The organism is Streptomyces sp. NPDC102274 (genome assembly GCF_044766385.1).
Taxonomy (GTDB): Bacteria; Actinomycetota; Actinomycetes; order Streptomycetales; family Streptomycetaceae; genus Streptomyces.
Genome location: NZ_JBIWLW010000028.1, coordinates 21,370 through 39,767, shown reverse-complemented (window position 1 = coordinate 39,767; position 18,398 = coordinate 21,370). Strand labels below are relative to the sequence as shown.

At 67.9% G+C, this 18,398-nt stretch carries 17 protein-coding genes; 3 read left to right on the top strand and 14 right to left on the bottom strand.

Annotated features, from left to right (window positions below):
* Window positions 1–33: 33 nt before the first annotated feature.
* Genes ACIRQP_RS30270 through ACIRQP_RS30235 form a run of 8 tightly spaced genes read right to left on the bottom strand, consistent with a single transcriptional unit; the run spans window position 34 to window position 8,597 of the window.
* A complete protein-coding gene (locus ACIRQP_RS30270; protein ID WP_403895378.1) occupies window positions 34–858 on the bottom strand; it encodes a polysaccharide lyase family 7 protein in 825 nt (274 codons plus the stop codon).
* 29 nt (window positions 859–887) lie between these two features.
* A complete protein-coding gene (locus tag ACIRQP_RS30265; RefSeq protein WP_403895375.1) occupies window positions 888–2,036 on the bottom strand; it encodes a mandelate racemase/muconate lactonizing enzyme family protein in 1,149 nt (382 codons plus the stop codon).
* Window positions 2,037–2,052: 16 nt separating this feature from the next.
* A complete protein-coding gene (locus tag ACIRQP_RS30260; protein ID WP_403895373.1) occupies window positions 2,053–3,030 on the bottom strand; it encodes a D-2-hydroxyacid dehydrogenase in 978 nt (325 codons plus the stop codon).
* Entirely contained in the window at window positions 3,027–4,016 is a 990-nt protein-coding gene (locus ACIRQP_RS30255) for a hydroxyacid dehydrogenase (RefSeq protein ID WP_403895370.1), read from the bottom strand. The genes ACIRQP_RS30260 and ACIRQP_RS30255 overlap by 4 nt, the downstream gene beginning before the upstream one ends.
* The gene (locus tag ACIRQP_RS30250; protein ID WP_403895367.1) at window positions 4,013–5,212 is read right to left on the bottom strand and encodes a hypothetical protein; all 1,200 of its coding nucleotides are present in this window, start codon (window positions 5,210–5,212) and stop codon (window positions 4,013–4,015) included. The genes ACIRQP_RS30255 and ACIRQP_RS30250 overlap by 4 nt, the downstream gene beginning before the upstream one ends.
* A 5-nt stretch (window positions 5,213–5,217) precedes the next feature.
* Complete coding sequence (locus ACIRQP_RS30245; RefSeq protein ID WP_403895364.1) at window positions 5,218–6,072, bottom strand: carbohydrate ABC transporter permease; 855 nt, start codon at window positions 6,070–6,072, stop codon at window positions 5,218–5,220.
* Window positions 6,072–7,085, bottom strand: a complete 1,014-nt coding sequence (locus tag ACIRQP_RS30240; RefSeq protein ID WP_403895361.1) for a carbohydrate ABC transporter permease — start codon at window positions 7,083–7,085, stop codon at window positions 6,072–6,074. The genes ACIRQP_RS30245 and ACIRQP_RS30240 overlap by 1 nt, the downstream gene beginning before the upstream one ends.
* 57 nt (window positions 7,086–7,142) lie before the next feature.
* The gene (locus ACIRQP_RS30235; RefSeq protein ID WP_403895359.1) at window positions 7,143–8,597 is read right to left on the bottom strand and encodes an ABC transporter substrate-binding protein; all 1,455 of its coding nucleotides are present in this window, start codon (window positions 8,595–8,597) and stop codon (window positions 7,143–7,145) included.
* Window positions 8,598–8,875: 278 nt separating this feature from the next.
* Between ACIRQP_RS30235 and ACIRQP_RS30230 the strand changes: the two genes are divergently transcribed.
* Together ACIRQP_RS30230 and ACIRQP_RS30225 are read left to right on the top strand one after the other, a co-directional pair.
* Window positions 8,876–9,682: a sugar phosphate isomerase/epimerase family protein gene (locus ACIRQP_RS30230; protein WP_403895356.1), complete on the top strand. Its 807-nt coding sequence runs from the start codon at window positions 8,876–8,878 to the stop codon at window positions 9,680–9,682.
* Window positions 9,683–9,849: 167 nt separating this feature from the next.
* The gene (locus ACIRQP_RS30225; protein WP_403895354.1) at window positions 9,850–10,854 is read left to right on the top strand and encodes a LacI family DNA-binding transcriptional regulator; all 1,005 of its coding nucleotides are present in this window, start codon (window positions 9,850–9,852) and stop codon (window positions 10,852–10,854) included.
* Window positions 10,855–11,042: 188 nt separating this feature from the next.
* Here ACIRQP_RS30225 and ACIRQP_RS30220 read toward each other — a convergent pair whose 3' ends face one another.
* The 6 genes from ACIRQP_RS30220 to ACIRQP_RS30195 all read right to left on the bottom strand — a co-directional run bounded on the left by ACIRQP_RS30220 (window position 11,043) and on the right by ACIRQP_RS30195 (window position 16,378).
* Window positions 11,043–11,756: a TetR/AcrR family transcriptional regulator gene (locus tag ACIRQP_RS30220; protein ID WP_403895352.1), complete on the bottom strand. Its 714-nt coding sequence runs from the start codon at window positions 11,754–11,756 to the stop codon at window positions 11,043–11,045.
* Window positions 11,757–11,863: 107 nt separating this feature from the next.
* The gene (locus ACIRQP_RS30215) at window positions 11,864–13,105 is read right to left on the bottom strand and encodes a hypothetical protein (RefSeq protein WP_403895350.1); all 1,242 of its coding nucleotides are present in this window, start codon (window positions 13,103–13,105) and stop codon (window positions 11,864–11,866) included.
* Entirely contained in the window at window positions 13,102–13,347 is a 246-nt protein-coding gene (locus ACIRQP_RS30210; protein ID WP_403895347.1) for a hypothetical protein, read from the bottom strand. Before ACIRQP_RS30210 ends, ACIRQP_RS30215 begins: the two co-directional genes overlap by 4 nt.
* The gene (locus ACIRQP_RS30205; RefSeq protein ID WP_403895344.1) at window positions 13,344–13,997 is read right to left on the bottom strand and encodes a VOC family protein; all 654 of its coding nucleotides are present in this window, start codon (window positions 13,995–13,997) and stop codon (window positions 13,344–13,346) included. Before ACIRQP_RS30205 ends, ACIRQP_RS30210 begins: the two co-directional genes overlap by 4 nt.
* 45 nt (window positions 13,998–14,042) lie before the next feature.
* A complete protein-coding gene (locus tag ACIRQP_RS30200; protein WP_403895341.1) occupies window positions 14,043–14,798 on the bottom strand; it encodes an Asp/Glu racemase in 756 nt (251 codons plus the stop codon).
* A gap of 110 nt (window positions 14,799–14,908) precedes the next feature.
* Window positions 14,909–16,378 (bottom strand): benzaldehyde dehydrogenase, encoded by a 1,470-nt coding sequence (locus ACIRQP_RS30195; protein WP_403895339.1) that lies wholly within the window; start codon window positions 16,376–16,378, stop codon window positions 14,909–14,911.
* Window positions 16,379–16,612: 234 nt separating this feature from the next.
* Here ACIRQP_RS30195 and ACIRQP_RS30190 point away from each other — a divergent pair, with 234 nt between their 5' ends.
* Window positions 16,613–18,340, top strand: a complete 1,728-nt coding sequence (locus ACIRQP_RS30190) for a (2,3-dihydroxybenzoyl)adenylate synthase (protein ID WP_403895336.1) — start codon at window positions 16,613–16,615, stop codon at window positions 18,338–18,340.
* The last annotated feature ends 58 nt before the right edge of the window (window positions 18,341–18,398 follow it).

Genomic DNA, 18,398 nt, shown 5'->3' with positions numbered 1-18,398 from the left:
CAGCGGCGGACGGCATCACTTCAGAGAGATGCCCTAGCTGTGCTTGACGCTGACGTTGTAGATCGTGGCCTCGCCATAGTTGTCGCTGTTACACGGCGAGGAATTGCCGCAGTTCGCCTGGGTGTAGACCCCTGCCTTGAAGTACCCGGTGGTGAAGGCCGCGGTGATGGTGGTCTGGAGGACCCCGTTGTAGTACGCCTTGATCTTGCCGCCGCTGACGACGAACTTCGCCTCGAAGACGGTGCCGAGCCGGTAGTCGCCGGTCACCAGCTTGTGGTGGGTGTCGTTGTCCTTGGTGACGTACAGGCTGGTTCCTTCCAGCCGGAAGACCGAGCGGTCGTTGCCGTCGTGGATCTGTCCCACGACGACATGGCTCTTCGTCGCGGGCAGACGGTTGACGGCCTGGTCGATGATGAGCGTGTGCGTGCCCGAGGACGAGGACCAACTGGCGAGGGACCCACCGTTGTTCGTCATCTCCCGCAGTTCCGAGCGGGGGTAGGAAGTGTTGGTCGTGGTGGCCCCGTTGACCGCCGCGCGGAACTTCACTCCCTCGCAGTCGGAGGTCGGGGTGAACCAGGGGTTGCTGTTGTACGAGGCGAGTGCGGGCTGCTTGATCTCCAGGGGCTGGGTGCCCGAGGCGTTGGGATCGTCCACCGGCAGCTGGAGCTTCCAGTTACCGGTGAGCCCGAGCACCGAGGACGGCGAGGGGCAGGCGGCCGGGGTCCCTCCCGTCGACGACGGCTGAGCCGGCCGGCCGAAGGCCACGGGGCTGCCGGCGACCAGCGTGACGCAGGTGGCGAGGGAGGCGAGACCGCAGTACAACCCGCGGCGCCGTATCGGGGACGTGAACTGGTACATATACGACTCCTGTTCGGGGATTTCGAGGGTCAGACGGAGAGTTCGCGTATCACCTCCTCGTTGATCCCGATTCCGAGGCCCGGTCCCGCGGGCACCTCGGCAGTCCCCTCGGTGACGGGGATGACCGGGTCGGTGGCGTAGGGGCTTGTGAGGAACTGCCGACCGTTGAGGTCGACGGGTGTGCTGATGCCGAAGGCGGCGAAGAGATGGAGCGAGGCCGCGAGGCCGATGTCGGACTCGGTCAGACCCGACCCCATGATCTCCACTCCGCAGTCCTCGGCGAGCTGGCACTGGCGCAGCGCCAGGGTGAGGCCGCCGCAGCGCTGGACCTTGGCGACGGCTGTTCCGATGGCGCCGAGGCGTACGAAGGTGGCCAGATCGCTGGGGTGGCGCAGACTTTCGTCGACCGCCACCGGCACCGGACTCAGATCGCGCAGTCTGCGCAGACCGTCGATGTCGTTGGCGGGAAGCGGCTGTTCGAACGCTGTGATGCCGAGGGGCTCCAGTGCCCGTGCCATGCGCAGCGCGGAGTCCACGGTGCAGGACTGGTTCGCGTCCACCCAGAGGATGCCGTCCGGCGCGGCTTCGCGGACAGCGGTGACGACGGCGAGGTCATCGGCCCCGGTGGCGATCCCTGTCTTGACCTTGAAGTGGCGGTAGCCATGGGCCTGGCCTTCGGCGACGGATGCCCGGGCCGTCGCCGCGTCGGTGCCCGTCACTATCCAGGCGAGTTCGACGGTATCGCTGCGGCGGCGGCCCCACAGTTCCCCCAGGGACAGGCCCCGTGACCGGGCGAGCGCGTCGTGGCAGGCGACGTCGACGGCGGAACGGGCCAGGGGCATTCCGATCGAGAAGCCCCGGCTGATGGTCCGGTCGAAGGTTCTGACGAGTCCGTCGAGATCCCAGAGTGCCCGTCCGGTCGCCGCGGGTGCCAGATAGTGGTCGATGGTGGAGACGATCGACTCGGTGGTCTCGTACGTCCACGAGGGGATCGGTGTCGCCTCGCCCCAGCCCGTACTGCCGTCCGAGGCCGTCACCTTGACCACGACACGGATGGCGGGCCGGTCGCCGCGGGTGACGGGCCCGCCGGCGACGGCGAAGTCGCGCAGGGTGGGCAGGGCGATGGTGAAGGTTTCGACGCGGTCGATGGTGGGCGATCCAGGCGTGTGATGGTTCATGGCGGTCCGTGTCTCCTCAGTACCAATCGGCTTTCTCGACCTCATTGACCAGCGGTCTTCCCTCCGCGAATCTTCTGGCGTTGTCGAGGAGGACGGCGAGGCGGCGCTCGTCGGCGTGCGGGCCGGCTCCGGCGACATGAGGGGTGATCAGGACATCGGGGCGACGCCAGAGGGGGTGGTGCGCCGGGAGCGGCTCGGTTTCGAAGACGTCCAGGGCGGCGGCCCGGAGCCGCCCCTGGTCGAGAGCCTCGGTCAGTGCGTCGAGCCGAACCGTCTGGCCACGGCCGACGTTGACCAGCCAGGCGGTCGGCTTCATCAGCGCCAGCCGCTCGGCGTTGAACAGCCCTTCCGTGTGCGGTGTGTGCGGGACAGTGACCACGACGAGGTCGGCTTCGGGGAGGCAGACCTCCAGCCGCTCCGGCCGGTGGAGACGGGTGAACCCGGGCGGGACCGCCGTCTGCCGGGCGTCGATGCCGTCGACCTCGGTACCGAACGCGGCGAGCAGCCGCCCGACCTCGGCGCCCACCGCTCCCGTTCCGACGATCAGGGCGCGAATCTCCGAGAGGGGGGTCACCGACTCCGGCGACCAGTCGGGGGCCCACAGCGGCGCGAGCTGGTTCCGCATGTATCGCGGCAGGCCCCTGGCCAGGGCGAGGATCAGCGCCATGGTGTGCGCCGCGACATGGTCGGTATAGGTGTCACGCATGTTGGTGATGCGGACGGGGTGCCGCACGAGTTCCGGATAGTAGAAGCCGGGCGGCGGTCCCGCCTGTGGGACCTGTAGCCAGCGCAGCCGGCCGGCGTGCGGCAGGAGTTCCTCGGGGAGCGCGCCGTACGCCGCGTCGGCCCGGCCCAGCGCCTCGATCGTCTCCTCCCGCGTCTCGGGCCGTACGACCCTGATCGCCGGTACGGCGCTTTCCAGCCGGGCGGGCCATTGAGCGGTGCGCTGGTCGTGGGGCGGCAGCATCACCAGCAGGTAGCGGTCCCCGGTCATGCCGCGTGCCGCGTTCCGTCGGCCGTCACTTCGTGGCGAAGTGGGCGCTCCGTCGTGTAACGCGCCAGTTCGTCGGCCATGGCGCGGCCGAGGCGACGGCGCTCCGGTCCGAGGTTTCCGGCGAGATGAGGTGTGATCACAAGGTTGTCCAGGGAGAAGAGGGGCGAACCGGCCGGCGGTGGTTCCGGATCGGTGACGTCGAGTGCGAAGAACAGGTCCGGCCTCCGGCGGGCCACCTCGATGAGCGCGGGCTCGTCGATCAGTCCACCGCGCGCGGTATTGATCAGAGTGGCGTCGGATTTCATGGAGTCGAGAAGCTGGGTGCCGACCATGCGCTCGGTGTCCGGAAGCAATGGGGTGTGCAGGCTCACCACGTCGCTGGTGGCGAAGAGTTCGTCCAGGGGGATCAGCCGGACCCCGAGCTCCGCGGCCATGTCCGGCCTCGCGTAGGGGTCGTATGCCTGGACGCGTACGTCGTGGCGGGAGAGCAGACGCGCCGTCGCGCGGCCGGCGGCGCCGAGCGAGACCAGGCCCACGGTCGAGCCGCCGGTGCCGAGTTCGGGCTGCCTGGGTACCGGTGCCCGGTGGCGCAGGGAGCCAAGGGCGTAGCGCCATCCGTGTTTGAGCGCGTACAGGATCTGCGCGAGCGTGAACTCGGCCACGGTCTCGGCGATGACCGGTCCCGCGGAGGTGACCCTGACGCCGTGGGCCCAGGAATCGGGGGTGACCAGGCCGCGTGTGGAACCGGCGCCGTACAGCACGAGACCGAGGCGGGGGGCGGCCGCGAGCAGTTCGGCGTTCAGCCGTGGGCCGCCCCAGCCGGTGATCAGGACGTCCACTTCGGCGAGGTGGTCCGGGGTGAGTGCGTCGCCGGGGCACAGAGGTTGCCGGATGTGGACATGTTGTTCGATGGCGGCGCGTTCCTCGGGACCGTAGACACCGTCGAAGAGGGCCGGGTTCATGGCATAGATGCCGGTGAGTGTCATCGCTGTTCCCCTTGTACGAAGGTGCGCAGTGCGGCGAGCCGGGCGGCCGAGGCCAGTCCCGCGTGGTAGTAGCGGATCCGCTGGGCGCCCGCGGCGCCGAGCCGCGCCACGCGCCGCGCGATCGTGTCCGGCGGGCCTTCGAGTACGGAGACATTGGCGATGACGGGAACGGTCGTGCGCCGCACGGCCTGTTCGACTCTGGCGACCGCGCTGTCCTCGTCGCCCCAGCACTTCAGTACGAAGGCATCGGCGGATCCGCCGAACGAGGTGACGTCCAGCCCGCTGTCGGGGCCGGTCGCCTGGGGGTTGTCATCGGCCATCAGCAGCAGTTCACGGTCCGCGGCCACGGAGGCGACAGCGCTGGTCAGTTCGGCTATGACGGCGTGCCGGTGACGGAAAAGCCGCAGTGCGCGGTCCTCCCCCAGCGTCTCGGCGAGTGTTGCGGGGGCCGGGCGGCCGTGCACCAGTTCGTCGTCCACGGCGGCACGGATGTCGCGCGCCAGGGTGTCCGGGTCCACTCCGTTGTCGGCGAGCGCCGCGGCGCAGGCCGGGCACAGGCAGACCGACAGCAGATCGCGGCAGCCGGGCGAGAGGTCCGCGCCATGGGTCTTCTCGTGATGGCTGCCGTGCTCGAATCCGAGCCAGCCGCAGGCCTCCAGCATCAGGCTGGGTACGTCGTACCGGCCACATATCTCCCGGACCAGATTGAGGGCGTACGCGCGCACTTCCGGATGGGCCGGACAGAGAGCGTACGGGTAGTGCTCGCCGAAGGCGTTGCGGACCGTGAGGTGGGGGGCGCGCGCGCCGAGGACCGACGAGTGCGTGAGGACCAGCCATGCCTCGACACGGAGCCCCGCCGTGCTCAGGGCGTCCGCCGCGGCGCCGAACCGGTCCGGCACGTCCACCCCCCAGGTGGGGGGCAGCGGCGTGAGTGGCCGCCCCCGCCAGATCTCGGGGGTGAGCGGGAAGTACGCGGCGGCGTGCGCCGCGTGCACGATTCTGTGGCGCGGGTGCCGGGGGGATATCGCCCGTACGGCGTGATAGGTCGCCTGGAGGGTGACCGTGCCCACCCCCAGGTCGGCGATCCGGCTTGCCGCCGCCGGATCGCCGACGATGTCCCAGGTGTAGGCGAACGTCCCGTCGCGGCCCCGGGCCGGGCCCGTGGACCGGCCGGCGGGAAGAGTCGCTCGAATCACGCGTGTCACTCCTTGGTCGCGCCGGCCAGGCCACGCACGAAGTAGCTCTGGAAGAAGAGGAAGACGAGGAGCATGGGAACGAACGAGATCGTCATCCCGGCGGCGAACCCGGTCCAGTCCACGGCGTGTTCGCCCTTGAACGAGAGCATTCCGACGGCGAGGTTCTGCAGCTCCGGCTGCCCCAGGGTGAAGACCAGTGGGATATTGAACTCGTTCCAGTTGCTGACGAACTGGAAGATGACCACCACCGCTATCACCGGTTTCGCGAGCGGGAGGACGAGGCGGAAGGTGCGCAGGAAGCCCGCGCCGTCGAGCTTGGCCGCGTCGAAGAGAGCGGGGGGCACGCTGGAGAAGAACCCGATGAAGAGGAGTACGTACAGAGCGCCCGCCGCTCCCGACATCGCGAGAATGACACCGGCCCTGGTATTGAGCAGGCCCAGCTGGTCCACCAGAACGAACTGGGGAATGATGATCGAGGCGACCGGGATGAACAGGGTCGCGACGATGGTCCGGTGGAGCAGTCTGCGGCCGGGGAAATCGTAGCGCGCGAGGATGTAACCACACAGAGCTGATTTCACCAGTTCGACGGCGGTGGATATCACCGTGTACAGCACGGTGTTGAGGAAGTATCGCGAGAACCCGGCGTTCACCCAGGCGCGTCGGAAGTTGTCGAAGCTCAACTGGTCGGGGATGAGCCCCGCGCCCCCGGTGAACAGTCCGGTCTGGGTCTTGAACGCCCCCGAGACGGTCCAGAGGAAGGGGTAGATCCAGATGAGGGAGACCACCACGAGCAGGGGCAGCGTGATGAGATTGGCCCGGGTCGCCCGGCGCAGTCGGAAGCTCTCTCGTGTTGTGCTCATCAGACGCCGTACTCCTTCCGGAGCTTCTGCGCCCGGCGCACGAAAAAGCCCTGGCTCATGACAATGACGAAGGCGATGACCGAGAAGAGCAGCGCCGCGGCCGAGGCGTATCCGTAGGAGAAGGGCAGACTTCCGAACGCCTCTTCGTAGATGAAGTACGACACGACATAGCTGCTGGTGCCGGGACCGCCGCCGGTGAGGGTGACGACCAGCCCGAACAGATGCATGGCATTGACCAGCCCGAGCAAGAGGATGATGACCGCCACCGGTTTGATGATCGGCAGCGTGATGCGGGTGAGCTTCTTCCATTCGCTCGCGCCGTCGATTTCGGCCGCCTCGTACAGCTCGTCGGGGACGTTCTGGATGGCGGCCATCCAGTAGATGACGTACTGGCCGAACACCTGCCATACCGAGATGAGTACGAGAGCCAGCAGGGAACTCCACCGTGAGGCGAAGAAATCGACCGACTCGTCGATGATCCCCAGATCACGCAGAATCGCGTTGAGCGCGCCGTTCGACGGATTGAGCAGGTAGGTGAAGACGAGGCCCGCCATGGCCACAGGGATGATCAACGGCGCGAAGAACACGGTACGGAAGAATCTTTTGCCCCGTAGCCATTTCCGTGTGAAGAGCACGGCGACGACGAGAGAGAGCGGGAGTTTGATCGCTGTCGTCAGGACGGCGAAGATCAAGGTGTTGGCCACGGCGAGCCAGAAAAGGCCGTCGCCGAGGATGGACCGGTAGTTCCCGGCGCCGACGTAGTTGTCCATCGGCCCACTGCCCGACCAGTCGAAGAACGAGTAGTAGACCGTCGCGACAAGTGGCCACATCGTGAATCCGATGTACAGAAGGAGGAAGGGGGCCATGAAGAGCGCCACCCACAGGCGGTCCCATCCCTTGGCCCGCTCCCGTGGTGCCTCACGCCTGGGCGGCGGCTCCCGCGACGCGTCCTTCCGCGAAGCGGACTCCGCTGAAGAGGGTGTGGCCGGCGGGGCGATCTGAACGGCTGTCATGAAAGGTCCTCTCGCGGGGAAGCACAGGCTGTCCAGGACGGACCGGGCGCGTTGAACTCATGGACGCCGCTGGTCCCGCGAGTAGTCCTCGGTGTAGGTCCAGTCGGGGAAGGTGTAGCAGTCGATCGACACCTTCAGGCCCGACGCCGCTTCCTTCTTGAGCCCGCCCTCCAGGGTTTTCTGACGGTCCGCGACCAGTTTCCTGGCCTCCGGGGCCAGCGGTTTTCCGCTCGTGAGTGCCTCGACCATCGCCTCGTACTCCCAGTTGGGCCGCTTGGAGATGGCATCCAGATACGCCGTCGACTTGACGAGATCGGGGCATTTCTGGACGGGAACGGGGACGTTCACGCGGTAGCCGGGCTGATCCGCGATCTTCATGATCTGCTGAACCGCGGGGTCGGTGACGTGTTCGGCGGCATCGGCGAACGCGAGCGTTCCGAAGCCGGCCTTGAGGTACTCCTTCGCGAAGTAACCGTCGGGCTCGGTCATCCATTGCAGGAATGACGAGGCGGCGTCCCCGTTCTTCGTCTGTGAACTCACCCAGTACTTGTTGCCGTCGTGCTGACGGGCCAAGGCGCCGGTCGCCCCGCCGTCAGGCACGGGACGGGCGGCGACGGTGTACTTGCCGGCCGTGAAACCCTGGCTGTTCCAGACACTGGGTACCCACGTCCCGTCCAGGTAGATCCCGGCCTGCCCGACGGCGAACTGCTGGCGGGAGAAGTTCTTGTCGTTCAGCCCGGGGGCCAGGTGACCGGCCTTCTCGAGCTCCTGAATGTACGAGAACGTCTTCAGGGCCTGCGGGTCGTCCAACGAGAACTTGCCTTCGTGGAAATTGAAGAACAGGTCCGTCGACGCTCCCGACGCGAGCGCGAACCACAGACGTTGCAGGTCCTGTTCCTTGCTGGGAGAGGCTATGCAAAAGGCATAGGTCCTGGCCTCGATCCGGGCACATGAGTCCTTCAGTTCCGACCAGGTCCGTGGCGGGTTCGCCGTGTCGAGTCCGGCGTCCTCGAAGACCTTCTTGTTCAGGAACATGTATCCGGGACCCCAGTAGAGGTTCTCGGAGAAGGGAAAGCCGTAGGTCTTCCCCTGGTAGGTGTTGATCCCCTCGACGAAGGAGCCCTCCGGCCAACGGCGGGTGAAGTCCTCGGAGACCTTGCCGTCGCGAGTCAGCGGCCGGATCCATTTCTGGTCGAGCAACTGGGCCATATTCGACGGGCCACCGGCACTCCAGTAGAAGATGTCCGGCCCTTGGTGACTCTGGAAGGCCAGGGGGAGCGTCTGCTGATACTCGTCCTGCGAGATCGACCGCCACTCGATTCTGGTGCCGGGGTGCTCCTTGACGTACTGCTCGACGACCTTGTCATGGAAGCCGGCCTGCTCCACGGAGAAGTCCCAGATGGTGAGTGTGTCCTCCGCGGGGCCGTCCCCACTTGTCCCGCAGCCGGACAGGCCCACCGCCACCCCCGTCATCAGCGCGGCGAGTGTCCGCGAACGTCGTCTGTTGAGCATCGGAGTCCTCCTGCTGGCGTCGCGGCGAAGGCACGCATGGCCTCTGCCGACCGAACGGCCCCACAGGAAACCCGGGGCCCGAGGTGCGGACGAGGCTAGGGGCGACGGAAGACCCGTGCAAGCGTTTTCACAAGATCATTTAGGAATGCCCTGGAGCAAGCTCCTCCACCACGCCTCTGAGCTGCACCTCATGCCAGGTCGACCAGGCGAATGATCTGACTGGTAGATTTCAGGGAACGCTTTCACGCACCAGGACCGAGACCGGAAGGACCGCCACCGTGCGCTTGATCGTCCTGACCAAACCGTTCGGATCCACCGGCGTCGGCCGGCTCGCCGACCGGCTCGCTTCCCTGGGAGTGGACGGCGCCGACCTTCTCGTCCGTGCGGGGCAAGCGGTGACCCCGGACGCACCGGAGGGCATTGGCGCCGCGGCACGCACCCTGGTGCGCGCGGGGCTGGGGCTCGACATCGTCACCACCGATCTGACGACCGCCGGGCCGCAGGCGGAGCGGATCATCGGGAGCTGCGCCGAAGCGGGGGTCCCTCTGGTGCGTATCGGCTTCTACCGATACCCCGAGCACGGTGACTACGCGACATGCCTGGACGAAGCCCGCCGTCAGCTGGACAGTCTTGTACACCTCGCCGCCGCACACGGTGTGCGGCCGGCGCTCCAACTGCACCACGGCACCTTGCACATCTCAGCAGCACACGCTCTGCGGCTCCTTGAGGGACACGGCGACGTTCTGGTCTACGCCGATCCCGGCAACCAGGCCAAGGAGGGAAGTGAGGACTGGCGGCTCGGCCTCGACATGCTGGGCATCGAGCGCATCGGCTGCGTCGGTGTCAAGAACGCGGTGTGGCGGCGAGGCACGCGGGGCTGGGAGTGTGACTGGCAGCCGCTCGCCGACGGTGGCGTGGTCAACTGGCCGAAGATCCTCCCGGAACTGCTCCGGCGCGGCTACCGGGGTCCGCTCTCGCTCCACGTCCACTACCCGTTCGAGTCCCTGGAGCATGTGCTTCAGCGGGACGTGGACCACCTACGGGGCCTCGTCGCGGACGCGCGGAGGGAAAACGAGACGCGGTGAATCGATTTACCCTGTCAGAGGTACGCCCACGGCCTTCGCTGCGACCGGCCGGGGGCTTGCCCCAGATGGTTCCCGCTTGAGTTTCTTGTTCTCTCCCGAACTTTCGGAGGCGCTCGTTGAGCAGGTCGCGGATCAGCAGATCAGGCAGCGAGACAGGGAGGTCCCGGGTGACCATCCGTGAAGTGGGCGCGGCGGCCGGCGTCTCGACATCCACGGTGTCCCGGGTACTCAACGGCACCGCCAAGGTGGACCCTTCGCTCGTTCAGCGGGTGCACGACGCCGTCGCGGACCTCGGTTACCGGCCCAACGCGGCCGCCCAGGGGCTGGCCCGCGGCGAGGCGGGCGCGATCGGAGTCCTGGTCCCGGATCTGGCGAACCCGTACTTCCCCGACATCCTCAAGGCGGTCTCCAGCGTGGCCCGTACGCACGGGCGCCGCGTCATGATCATGGAATCCGACGAGATCGCGGCGAGCGAATACGAATACGCGCAGGACCTGATGCGGTGCTGCGACGGAGTACTGCTCTGCTCGACCCGCATGGACCGTGCCTCGCTGGTGGCCCTGAGTCTCCAGGGCACCCCGATGGTCATGGTCAACCGGGTGGTTCCCGGGCTCAGCACGCCCTCGGTCTCGGTCGACTTCTACGGCGGCATGACACTGGTCTGCGGCCACCTCGCCCAGCTCGGCCACCGCCGGGTGGCCTATCTCAGTGGCCCTGAAGCCTCCTGGGCCAACGCGGAGCGCGTACGGGCCTTCGCCGCGGCCGCGGCCTTCGGCCTCGACGTCACCGTCGTCCCCTGCGGCTCCACCACCCGCCAGGGGTACGAGGCGATCGCCTCGCTGCCGGACTCCGGCATCACGGCGATCGTCGCGTACAACGACCTCGTGGCCCTCGGGGCCATGGCCGGATTCGACGAACGAGGCATCAAGGTCCCCGAGGACATCTCCGTCATCGGGTGCGACAACCTCTCGCTCGACCGTATGCCGTCCTCGGGCCGCCTCCTCACCACGGTGTCGGGGCCCCGGGACCAGCTCGGCAGGCAGGCCGCCGAGCGGTTGGAGCTGCTCATGACCTCGGAATTCGACAGCGAACCATGCCTCATCCCGATGGAGTTGGTCATCAGGGACACCAGTGTCCCTCCCGGGCCCACGAGACCGTCGCACGCGCTGTAGGCCCTCCCCGACCCGCGGCACCTTCCCGTCCCTCGCCGCCTGCCCGAAGGCTGTCCTTCAGGCTGTGGAGCCGTTCTCCGGGTGGGCCGGCGTCCACGGCGCACCGTCACCCGGCAACGGCCGCCACCCGAGCGCGCCCCGGTCGAGCGATGACGGTGGTGCGCCCGAACCGCCACCACACCCAGGTGTCACGCCCCACCCGGCAACAGTCGTTCCAGGGCGTCGAGACTCGATCGCGCCATCACGAGAGCCGAGCGGACCGAGTCGGCCGGCCCACGGGCACCTTCGACGACAAGCATGTCGATGGCGGATTGGGTGATCTGCCTGGCGACCGCGTCCACGTCGTAGTCGAGGCCGGGGTGGTACCACCACGCCACCCAGTTGGACATGCCCAGCACACTGAAGGCGGCCACGTGAGGGTCCAGCGGCTTGAACTCCCCTGCGGCGATGCCGTCTTCGATGATTCCGGACAGCTCCGCCAGCACTTGGCGTCGCGCCTCGCGGTGACGAACCTGCCAGGGCTCCGGGAGCATCGACTCGGACTGGTCGAGCACCCGGAACTGGCTGGGAGAGGCGGCCCGCTGACGTACGACCAGGTCGGTGAGTTCCCGTAGCTTTCCCTCGTGGGAGAGGTCGGTACGAGCGCGCAGGCTGACAACCGCTTCGGCGAGCGCGAAGCCGATCTGCTCCACCAGCATTTCCAGCAACTGCTCCTTGCTGGAGACATAGTGGTAGAGCGCGGTCCGGGAGACTCCCACCGCCTCGGCGATGTCCTGGAGGGTGGTTGCCTCGTATCCCCTTTCCGCGAACAGTTGGGTCGCCTTCTCCAGGACATCACGCGTGACGAGTGAGCGTCGCGCGGTACTCCGCCGCCCGCTTTCGGGTGTCTTTGCTTTGGCCATGTCTGAGATCGTAGGCGAGAAGGCCGTCCGGGGCGGATCCTCGCTCCCGGTCCGGGGGGCCGTAGCCGGCCGAAACGCTGTTCCCGGCGCGGGCAGCGGACGTTCGTTCACACCGCGAGAGGGAACCGGTCGGCCAGCCAGGCGCCGATCACCTCGGCCGCGAGACTGCTGCCGGTCGGCTCACCAGGTGCGATGGGGCCGCCGAAGTGCAGCCCGCGTACGCTGCGATGCGTCACGTCCGCCGAGCCGAGACTGCTCACCATGGCCGAGGAGTCCTGCGGGAAGGACGCCTGGTCCCCGGTGAGTTCGACAAGCAGCGTGGGTGCGGTGATGCCGGGTGCGCAGCGGAGGAAGTCCGCGTTGGTCGATACGGCGGACCAGGTCGACAGCCAGGCTTCCGGTGTGGACAGTCGCCCGAATCCCACGAGGCCGTAGTTGATGAGGTCGGGGCGGCTGCCGAAGAGTGACCCGTAGGGGCGTTCGTTGGCGTCCAGGGCCTGGTCGACGCTCCGCAGGTCGGCGTCGGTGCGGTAGACCGTGATGATCCTCGGGGCGAGCGCCCGTCGCCGGTCGGCGGCGTCGCCGCTCCGCTTGAAGCGCTTGCGCGCGGCAGCCGCTTCGTCGGCCAGCTCCCGAGCGTGGGCGTCGATGCGCTCGATACGGGCTCGCTGGGCCGCCCGGTAGCGCGCGACGAACTCGGCCGGGTAGGCGGAGCTCCGAGGAGCGGGGGCGAAGCCGTTGGCGGCGCTGTACGGGTCGAGACCGGGGTCGACGGACATGGGGTCGGTCTCGTCGGTGACCGAGGGATCGATCAGGCGCTGCAACAGCGCGCCCTGTCCCGGATGGGGCGCCATGAAGACGGCTGCGTCCACGACCGGCAGATCGGCGCCGGCCAGATCGACGGGGCGGCCGGCGGGTGTGCGGGAAATCCGCTGCTCGGGGAGGAGTCCGGCCTGTTCATGGTAGAGCGCGGCGAGTGTGCCACCGCCCGAGTGTCCGAGCGTGACCATGTGATCGAAGCCGCTGCTCCGAAGGAACGTCAGGCCCGCGGCCAGGTCGAGTACGGCCTGCTCGTGAAGCAGGTTGAGGTCGTTGTTGACCGAGCGCGTTCCCTGTGTCCACACCGCCGCTCCCCTGGCAAGCAGCTCGGGCACCAGAACGTGGTGGGTGAAGTCCTGGCGCGGGTGCATCAGACAGACGACCGTGCGGGCGCCGGGAAGGCGGCGCAGTACACCCGTCACCGTCGCACCGTCCGCGGTTGTCAGTTCGTGCAGCGAGGAGACTGTCGAGTCGGGGATCGCGCGGGCGGTGATGTACCGGCCGGCTCCCAGTCGGCCGGAGGTGCTCACCGTGCCTCCACGCGTAGTGCGTTCTTGTCCTGCTGAGTGATCCGGGAGTCCACGAGCCCGGCCACCGCGCTGTACCAGACAGCGTGCCGGCACCCCGTGGCCCGGCGGTCCACGACGATGGTCCTGGGGGAGGTGATGCGGAAGTACGGTCCGATCCTGTCCACCTCCACAGCGGGGTCCTGCGCGGCGACCTCGGGAATCGTGGTGTTCTCCGGGACGTCCAGAACGAAGAAGGTGCTCATCCTCGGGTCAGCTCCTCCGCGGTGCCGACGCGGTCTTTCTCCCACTGCGCGGCCCGCTCGACGATGAGCTCCGCCTTGCGGGTGAGCAGCTTGTCCATACTGGGCTCCGGCCCCGAGGCCACGTCGACCAGAGCGCCGACCGTGAGGGCGGCGTCGAGGTCTTCCTGCGGCGTGACCGGCCGCAGTGCGCGGGTGATCTCGACCATGTAGCCATTGGGGTCGTGGGTGTAGATCGACTCGATGGTTTCGTGCATGACCTGCATCTCGACCGGCCACTGGGACGCGTCGAGACGACCGCGGTATTCGAGCAGGTCCTGCTCGTTGTCCACATGGATGGCCAGGTGGCGGGAGTTGATGAAGAACTGGGGCACGTCATCGGCGAACCTCGCGTAGACGTCACCCGCGTCACCGGCTCCGGCCGGGGGCTCGAATCCGAAGTAGTAGAAGAACGCGATGCGGTCGTCGTTGCCGATGTCGAAGAAGAAGTGGATGAAGTCCGGGTGTCGCTCGGGGCCCCAGCCCGCGGCGCAGATGGAGTGAACCACCGGGAACTTCAGCACATCACGGTAGAAGCGCACGGTGCCAACGGGGTCGAAGGTGGGGAAAGCGGCGTGGTCCACACCCTTGACCCGGTGCTCGGGCTGATTCATGTCGGACCTCCTCGTACTCGTAGCGGATCGATGGGTGGCAGCGGGTCAACCGGCGACCGGGGAATCCAGCCGGAGCAGGCTCCCGGCTCCGGGGATGTCGACGGTCAGTCCGAGCTTGCGGAGCAGGGTGTACGCGCCCGCTGTCGCCGCCGAGACGACCGGAACGCCGAACTCGTCCTCCGCGGCCTGGACGAGGTCGAGTGAGGGCATCTGCACGCAGGCCGAGATGACAAGCGCGTCGACCCCGTCCAGGTCCAGGTCTCGTGCGGCACTCATCACACGCACGCCCGGGATGCGGCCGACCTGTTCGTTGTCCTCGACTTCGAGGGCCCGCCAGTCGGCGACGTCGAACCCCTCCGCTTCCAGGTAGGCGACGACCTTCCGCGCCAGGGGGAGCGTGTACGGGGTGACCAGGGCGATCCTGCGCGCCTTCAGGGCGCGCAGTCCTTCCGACAGCGCGCCGGCGCTGGACAGCACCGCCGCGTTCGCCCCGCCGGTGGAGAGTTGCTCACTGATCGCCGACTCGGCGCGCTGGTGCTCTCCCGGTCCGCCGACCATCAGCGCCACCAGACAGGCGTAGAGGACGGCGTCGACACCCGCGTCACCCAGTTCCAGAACGCACCGTTCGCGCTGCGCGTTCATCGCTCGCAGGTGCTCGGGGGACACCGTGTGCATGCGCATCCGGCTGGCATGGAACGAGAAGTTCGCCTCGGGGTGCCGGCCGAGCAGTTGTGGCATCTCGGTCTCGACCGTCACGTTCGAGCTGGGCACGACGAGTCCGATCCGAATCGGTGCAGGCATGAGACATTCCCTCCGGGTTGACTCTCATGACTATTTTTCGACACCAGCGTCAGCATGTCAAGTGGTGCGCCCGCAATGCGGCCGGTGGCTCGGCCGGTCCGAGGCTCCCCTCAGAACGGGTACTCGGGAATCTCGGCGCGGCTGGTGACCCACTGCCATTCGGAGAACTGGTCGGCGTTGGTGTGCGTGCTGTGGTTGAAGCCGTTGCCGGACGCGCCGACGCCACCGATCGGCCCGTACACCTCGTGCAGCACCGTCTGGTCATTGATGTGGACGACTCCGGAACGGAGCTGGTCCGCGATCCGCTGGGCACGCGCCCGATCCGCCGAGACGACCGCCGCCACCAGCCCGTAGCCGGTCCGGTTGGCCAGGGCGATGGCCTCTTCATCGGTGCTGAACGTGGTGATGGGCGCGACCGGGCCGAAGATCTCCTCGTCGAAGGCCGGCATGCCCGGAGCGACACCGGTCAGTACGGTCGGTTCGAAGAAGACTCCGTCACGGGAACCGCCCGCGAGAGCTCGCGCTCCTCGAGAAAGGGTGTCTCCGACGATCCGCTCGACACGTGCCGCCTGACGCTCGTCGACGATCGGCCCCACCGTCACGCCCTCGGTCGTCGGGTCACCGATCACCAGCGCCTTGGCCTTCCTGACCAGCGCCTCGGTGTAGGCATCCGCGATCCGTTCATGCACCAGGTGGCGTCCGGCGGTGAGGCAGATCTGTCCTTGGTGGAAGAAGGAGCCCCAGGCGCCGGCGCTGGTCGCCGCTTCGATATCGGTGCCGTCCAGCACGATGTAGGGATTGTTGCCCCCGAGCTCCAGGGACACCCGCTTGAGCATGCCGCCCGCCACGGAGCCGATCTCACGGCCCGCGCGGGTCGAACCCGTGAAGCTCACCATGTCGACCGCCGGGTCCTTGACCAGGGCCTGCCCGGTCTCGATCGCGCCCGGCAGTACATGCAGCAGCCCCGAGGGAAGTCCGGCCTCCTCCAGCAGCTGCGCGAAGACGACGCCACCGGACACCGGCGACTGGATGTCGGGCTTGAGCAGAACCGCGTTGCCCATCACCAGCGCGGGACCCACGGCACGTGCGGCCAGCAGAAGGGGAGAGTTCCACGGCGTGATGATGCCGACGACCCCCACCGGAATCCGGCGGGCCACACTGTGGCGTCCCGGTTCCGCACTGGCCGCCAGGATGCCCGTCGGCCGACTGCCGAGTGCGGCGGCTTCGAGGATCTCGCGGGCGGTCATGCGCGCCTCCCACTCCCCCTTGAGGCGGATGGCACCGGTCTCCCGCATGAGCTGCTCGGCGATCTCGTCGACGTGCTCCAGGAGAAGCTCCGAGAACCTCCGGAGGACGTCTCCGCGCTCGGGGGCGGGGACCCGGGCCCAGGGGGCCTGCGCCACCCTGGCCGTGGCCGCGGCAGCCGCGACATCGTCCGCCGAGGCAAGCCCGGTGTGGCCCAGGACGACGCCCGTGGCCTTCTCCGTCACCGTCTCGATCCCGAGGCCCGGCTCCTTCCAGCCGTTACTGTAGATCTTGCCGTTCCACGCGCCGGAGGGCGCGAAGAGTGTGCTGGACATGAACGTCTCCTCGCTGGTCACGTGCCCCGGGAGCGCGACAAGTCCCATCAGCGCCCGCCGAGACGGCTCGCGTCCCACAATGAACCCGGCACGCAACCCCGCCAACATAAACGTCGAACTATCGACGATCAAGTCAAGACCTCATCGCGGGGCACCCGCACTCGAGTGACGTAATCGTCGAATATTCGACACCAAGGAGGGAACTTCGGAGGGAGTGTCGTTAGATTGCGGAGCATGGCGAAAACAACGGCGCGCACATTCCCCGGCGGCGAAGTCGACGAGCCGGGACTCGTTCCGTACCCGGCAGAGGTCGAGGCCCGTTACCGGGCAGCCGGTCTCTGGTCCGGCCGGTCGCTGCCGGTGGAACTGATGTCCGCTGCATCCGTGTATGCCGAACGCACGGCTTTGATCACTCCCGAGGATAGTTGGAGCTACCGGGAACTCTTCGGCGAAGCCCAGCGGTTTGCCTCCGGCCTGCTGGAGTCGACGAGCCTGCGGCCCGGGGACGCCGTGATGTTCCAGATGGGCAACGTCGCCGAGACCGTCGTGTCCTATCTGGGCTGCCTGCTGGCCGGGGTGCGGCCGGTGTGCACACTGCCGCAGCACGGTGTCCGGGAGATCAGCGTGCTGGCCCAGCACATCGGCGCCCGTGGCCTCGTCCTGCAGGCCGACTTCGGGCGCGGGCCGCTGCCCGAGAACGCCCGTGTGCTCGTCGCCAGTGGCGTCATCGAGGACGTCGTCGTGGCCCGTGGTCGGACATCCGATTTCGTGGGGTACGAAGAACTGCTCGCATCCGGGACGGCCGCCGCTCCCGAGGCCCTGCCGTACCACCACTGCGACCCTCGCCGGATCGCCGTCTTCCAGCTCTCCGGAGGCACCACAGGCCTGCCGAAGATCGCGCCCCGGCTGCACGAGGAATACGCCTACAACGCCCGCGTCTGGGCCCGAACACTGGGCTGGGGCAGCGGAACCGTGATTCTGTATCCCCTCCCGATCATGCACAACGCGGGAATCGCCCTGGCCCTGCAGCCCGCGCTGCTCAGCGGCGCCACGCTGGTACTGCCCCCTTCGGCGGACGTCGGCACCCTGCTCGACCTGATCGAGACAACCCGCCCGGAGGTGATCCCCCTCGTGCCGCCCACCCTGGCGATCCGGCTGCTGGACGACCCGCGCAGTAAGAAGACCGACCTGTCCTCCATCAAGGACTTCATCATCGGCGGGCAGAAACTGGCCGAGGACGTGGCCGAGCGCCTGCGGGACGAACTGGGCATCACGGTGCGGCAGAAGTTCGGCATGGCCGAAGGGATGTTCCTCGTCACGCCCGCGCACGCCGGTGAACGAGTGCGGCACCACACCGTGGGTGAGCCGCTCTCCCCCGCCGACGAGATCCGTATCCTGCGGCCCGGCCAGGACACGGAGGTCCCACCCGGCGAGATCGGTGAACTGTGCGTCCGCGGCCCCTACACGATCCGCGGCTACTACCACGCGGAGCAGCACAACACGCAGGCCTTCACCGCGGACGGGTTCTACCGCACGGGCGACCTTGCCAGGCGGCACGTCATCGACGGCCTGACCTGCTACTCGATCGACGGCCGCATCAAGGACGTGATCAACCGCGGGGTGGAGAAGATCCACGCCGACGAGGTCGAGGAACTGATCATGCGGCACCCCGCCATTTCCAATGCCGCCCTGGTGGCCATGCCGGACAAGGTCCTGGGAGAGCGCGGATGCGCCTGTCTCGTCCTTGAGCCCGGCGGAGAGCCGCTGACCATGCGGTCGCTGGGCGAGTTCCTACTGACGCAGGGCCTGGCCACGTACAAGCTGCCCGAGCGCGTCGAGGTGGTGGCCGGCCTGCCGCTGTCCCATGTGGGCAAGGTTTCGAAGAAGTCCCTGCGGGAGGACATCGAGGCCAAGCTCGCGGAGGAGGAGGACCTGCCCGACCGCCCCGGCAGCCGGTCCTGACTCCTCTGACTCCTCCGGGGGACGCGGCGGGCGACCGCGCGCAGGGGAGCGAACGCGC

Coding starts and splice junctions, on each gene's coding strand:
- ACIRQP_RS30270 (WP_403895378.1), bottom strand. CDS start 858: ATGTACCAGTTCACGTCCCCGATACGGCGCCGCGGGTTGTACTGCGGT.
- ACIRQP_RS30265 (WP_403895375.1), bottom strand. CDS start 2,036: ATGAACCATCACACGCCTGGATCGCCCACCATCGACCGCGTCGAAACC.
- ACIRQP_RS30260 (WP_403895373.1), bottom strand. CDS start 3,030: ATGACCGGGGACCGCTACCTGCTGGTGATGCTGCCGCCCCACGACCAG.
- ACIRQP_RS30255 (WP_403895370.1), bottom strand. CDS start 4,016: ATGACACTCACCGGCATCTATGCCATGAACCCGGCCCTCTTCGACGGT.
- ACIRQP_RS30245 (WP_403895364.1), bottom strand. CDS start 6,072: ATGAGCACAACACGAGAGAGCTTCCGACTGCGCCGGGCGACCCGGGCC.
- ACIRQP_RS30240 (WP_403895361.1), bottom strand. CDS start 7,085: ATGACAGCCGTTCAGATCGCCCCGCCGGCCACACCCTCTTCAGCGGAG.
- ACIRQP_RS30235 (WP_403895359.1), bottom strand. CDS start 8,597: ATGCTCAACAGACGACGTTCGCGGACACTCGCCGCGCTGATGACGGGG.
- ACIRQP_RS30220 (WP_403895352.1), bottom strand. CDS start 11,756: ATGGCCAAAGCAAAGACACCCGAAAGCGGGCGGCGGAGTACCGCGCGA.
- ACIRQP_RS30210 (WP_403895347.1), bottom strand. CDS start 13,347: ATGAGCACCTTCTTCGTTCTGGACGTCCCGGAGAACACCACGATTCCC.
- ACIRQP_RS30205 (WP_403895344.1), bottom strand. CDS start 13,997: ATGAATCAGCCCGAGCACCGGGTCAAGGGTGTGGACCACGCCGCTTTC.
- ACIRQP_RS30200 (WP_403895341.1), bottom strand. CDS start 14,798: ATGCCTGCACCGATTCGGATCGGACTCGTCGTGCCCAGCTCGAACGTG.
- ACIRQP_RS30195 (WP_403895339.1), bottom strand. CDS start 16,378: ATGTCCAGCACACTCTTCGCGCCCTCCGGCGCGTGGAACGGCAAGATC.
- ACIRQP_RS30190 (WP_403895336.1), top strand. CDS start 16,613: ATGGCGAAAACAACGGCGCGCACATTCCCCGGCGGCGAAGTCGACGAG.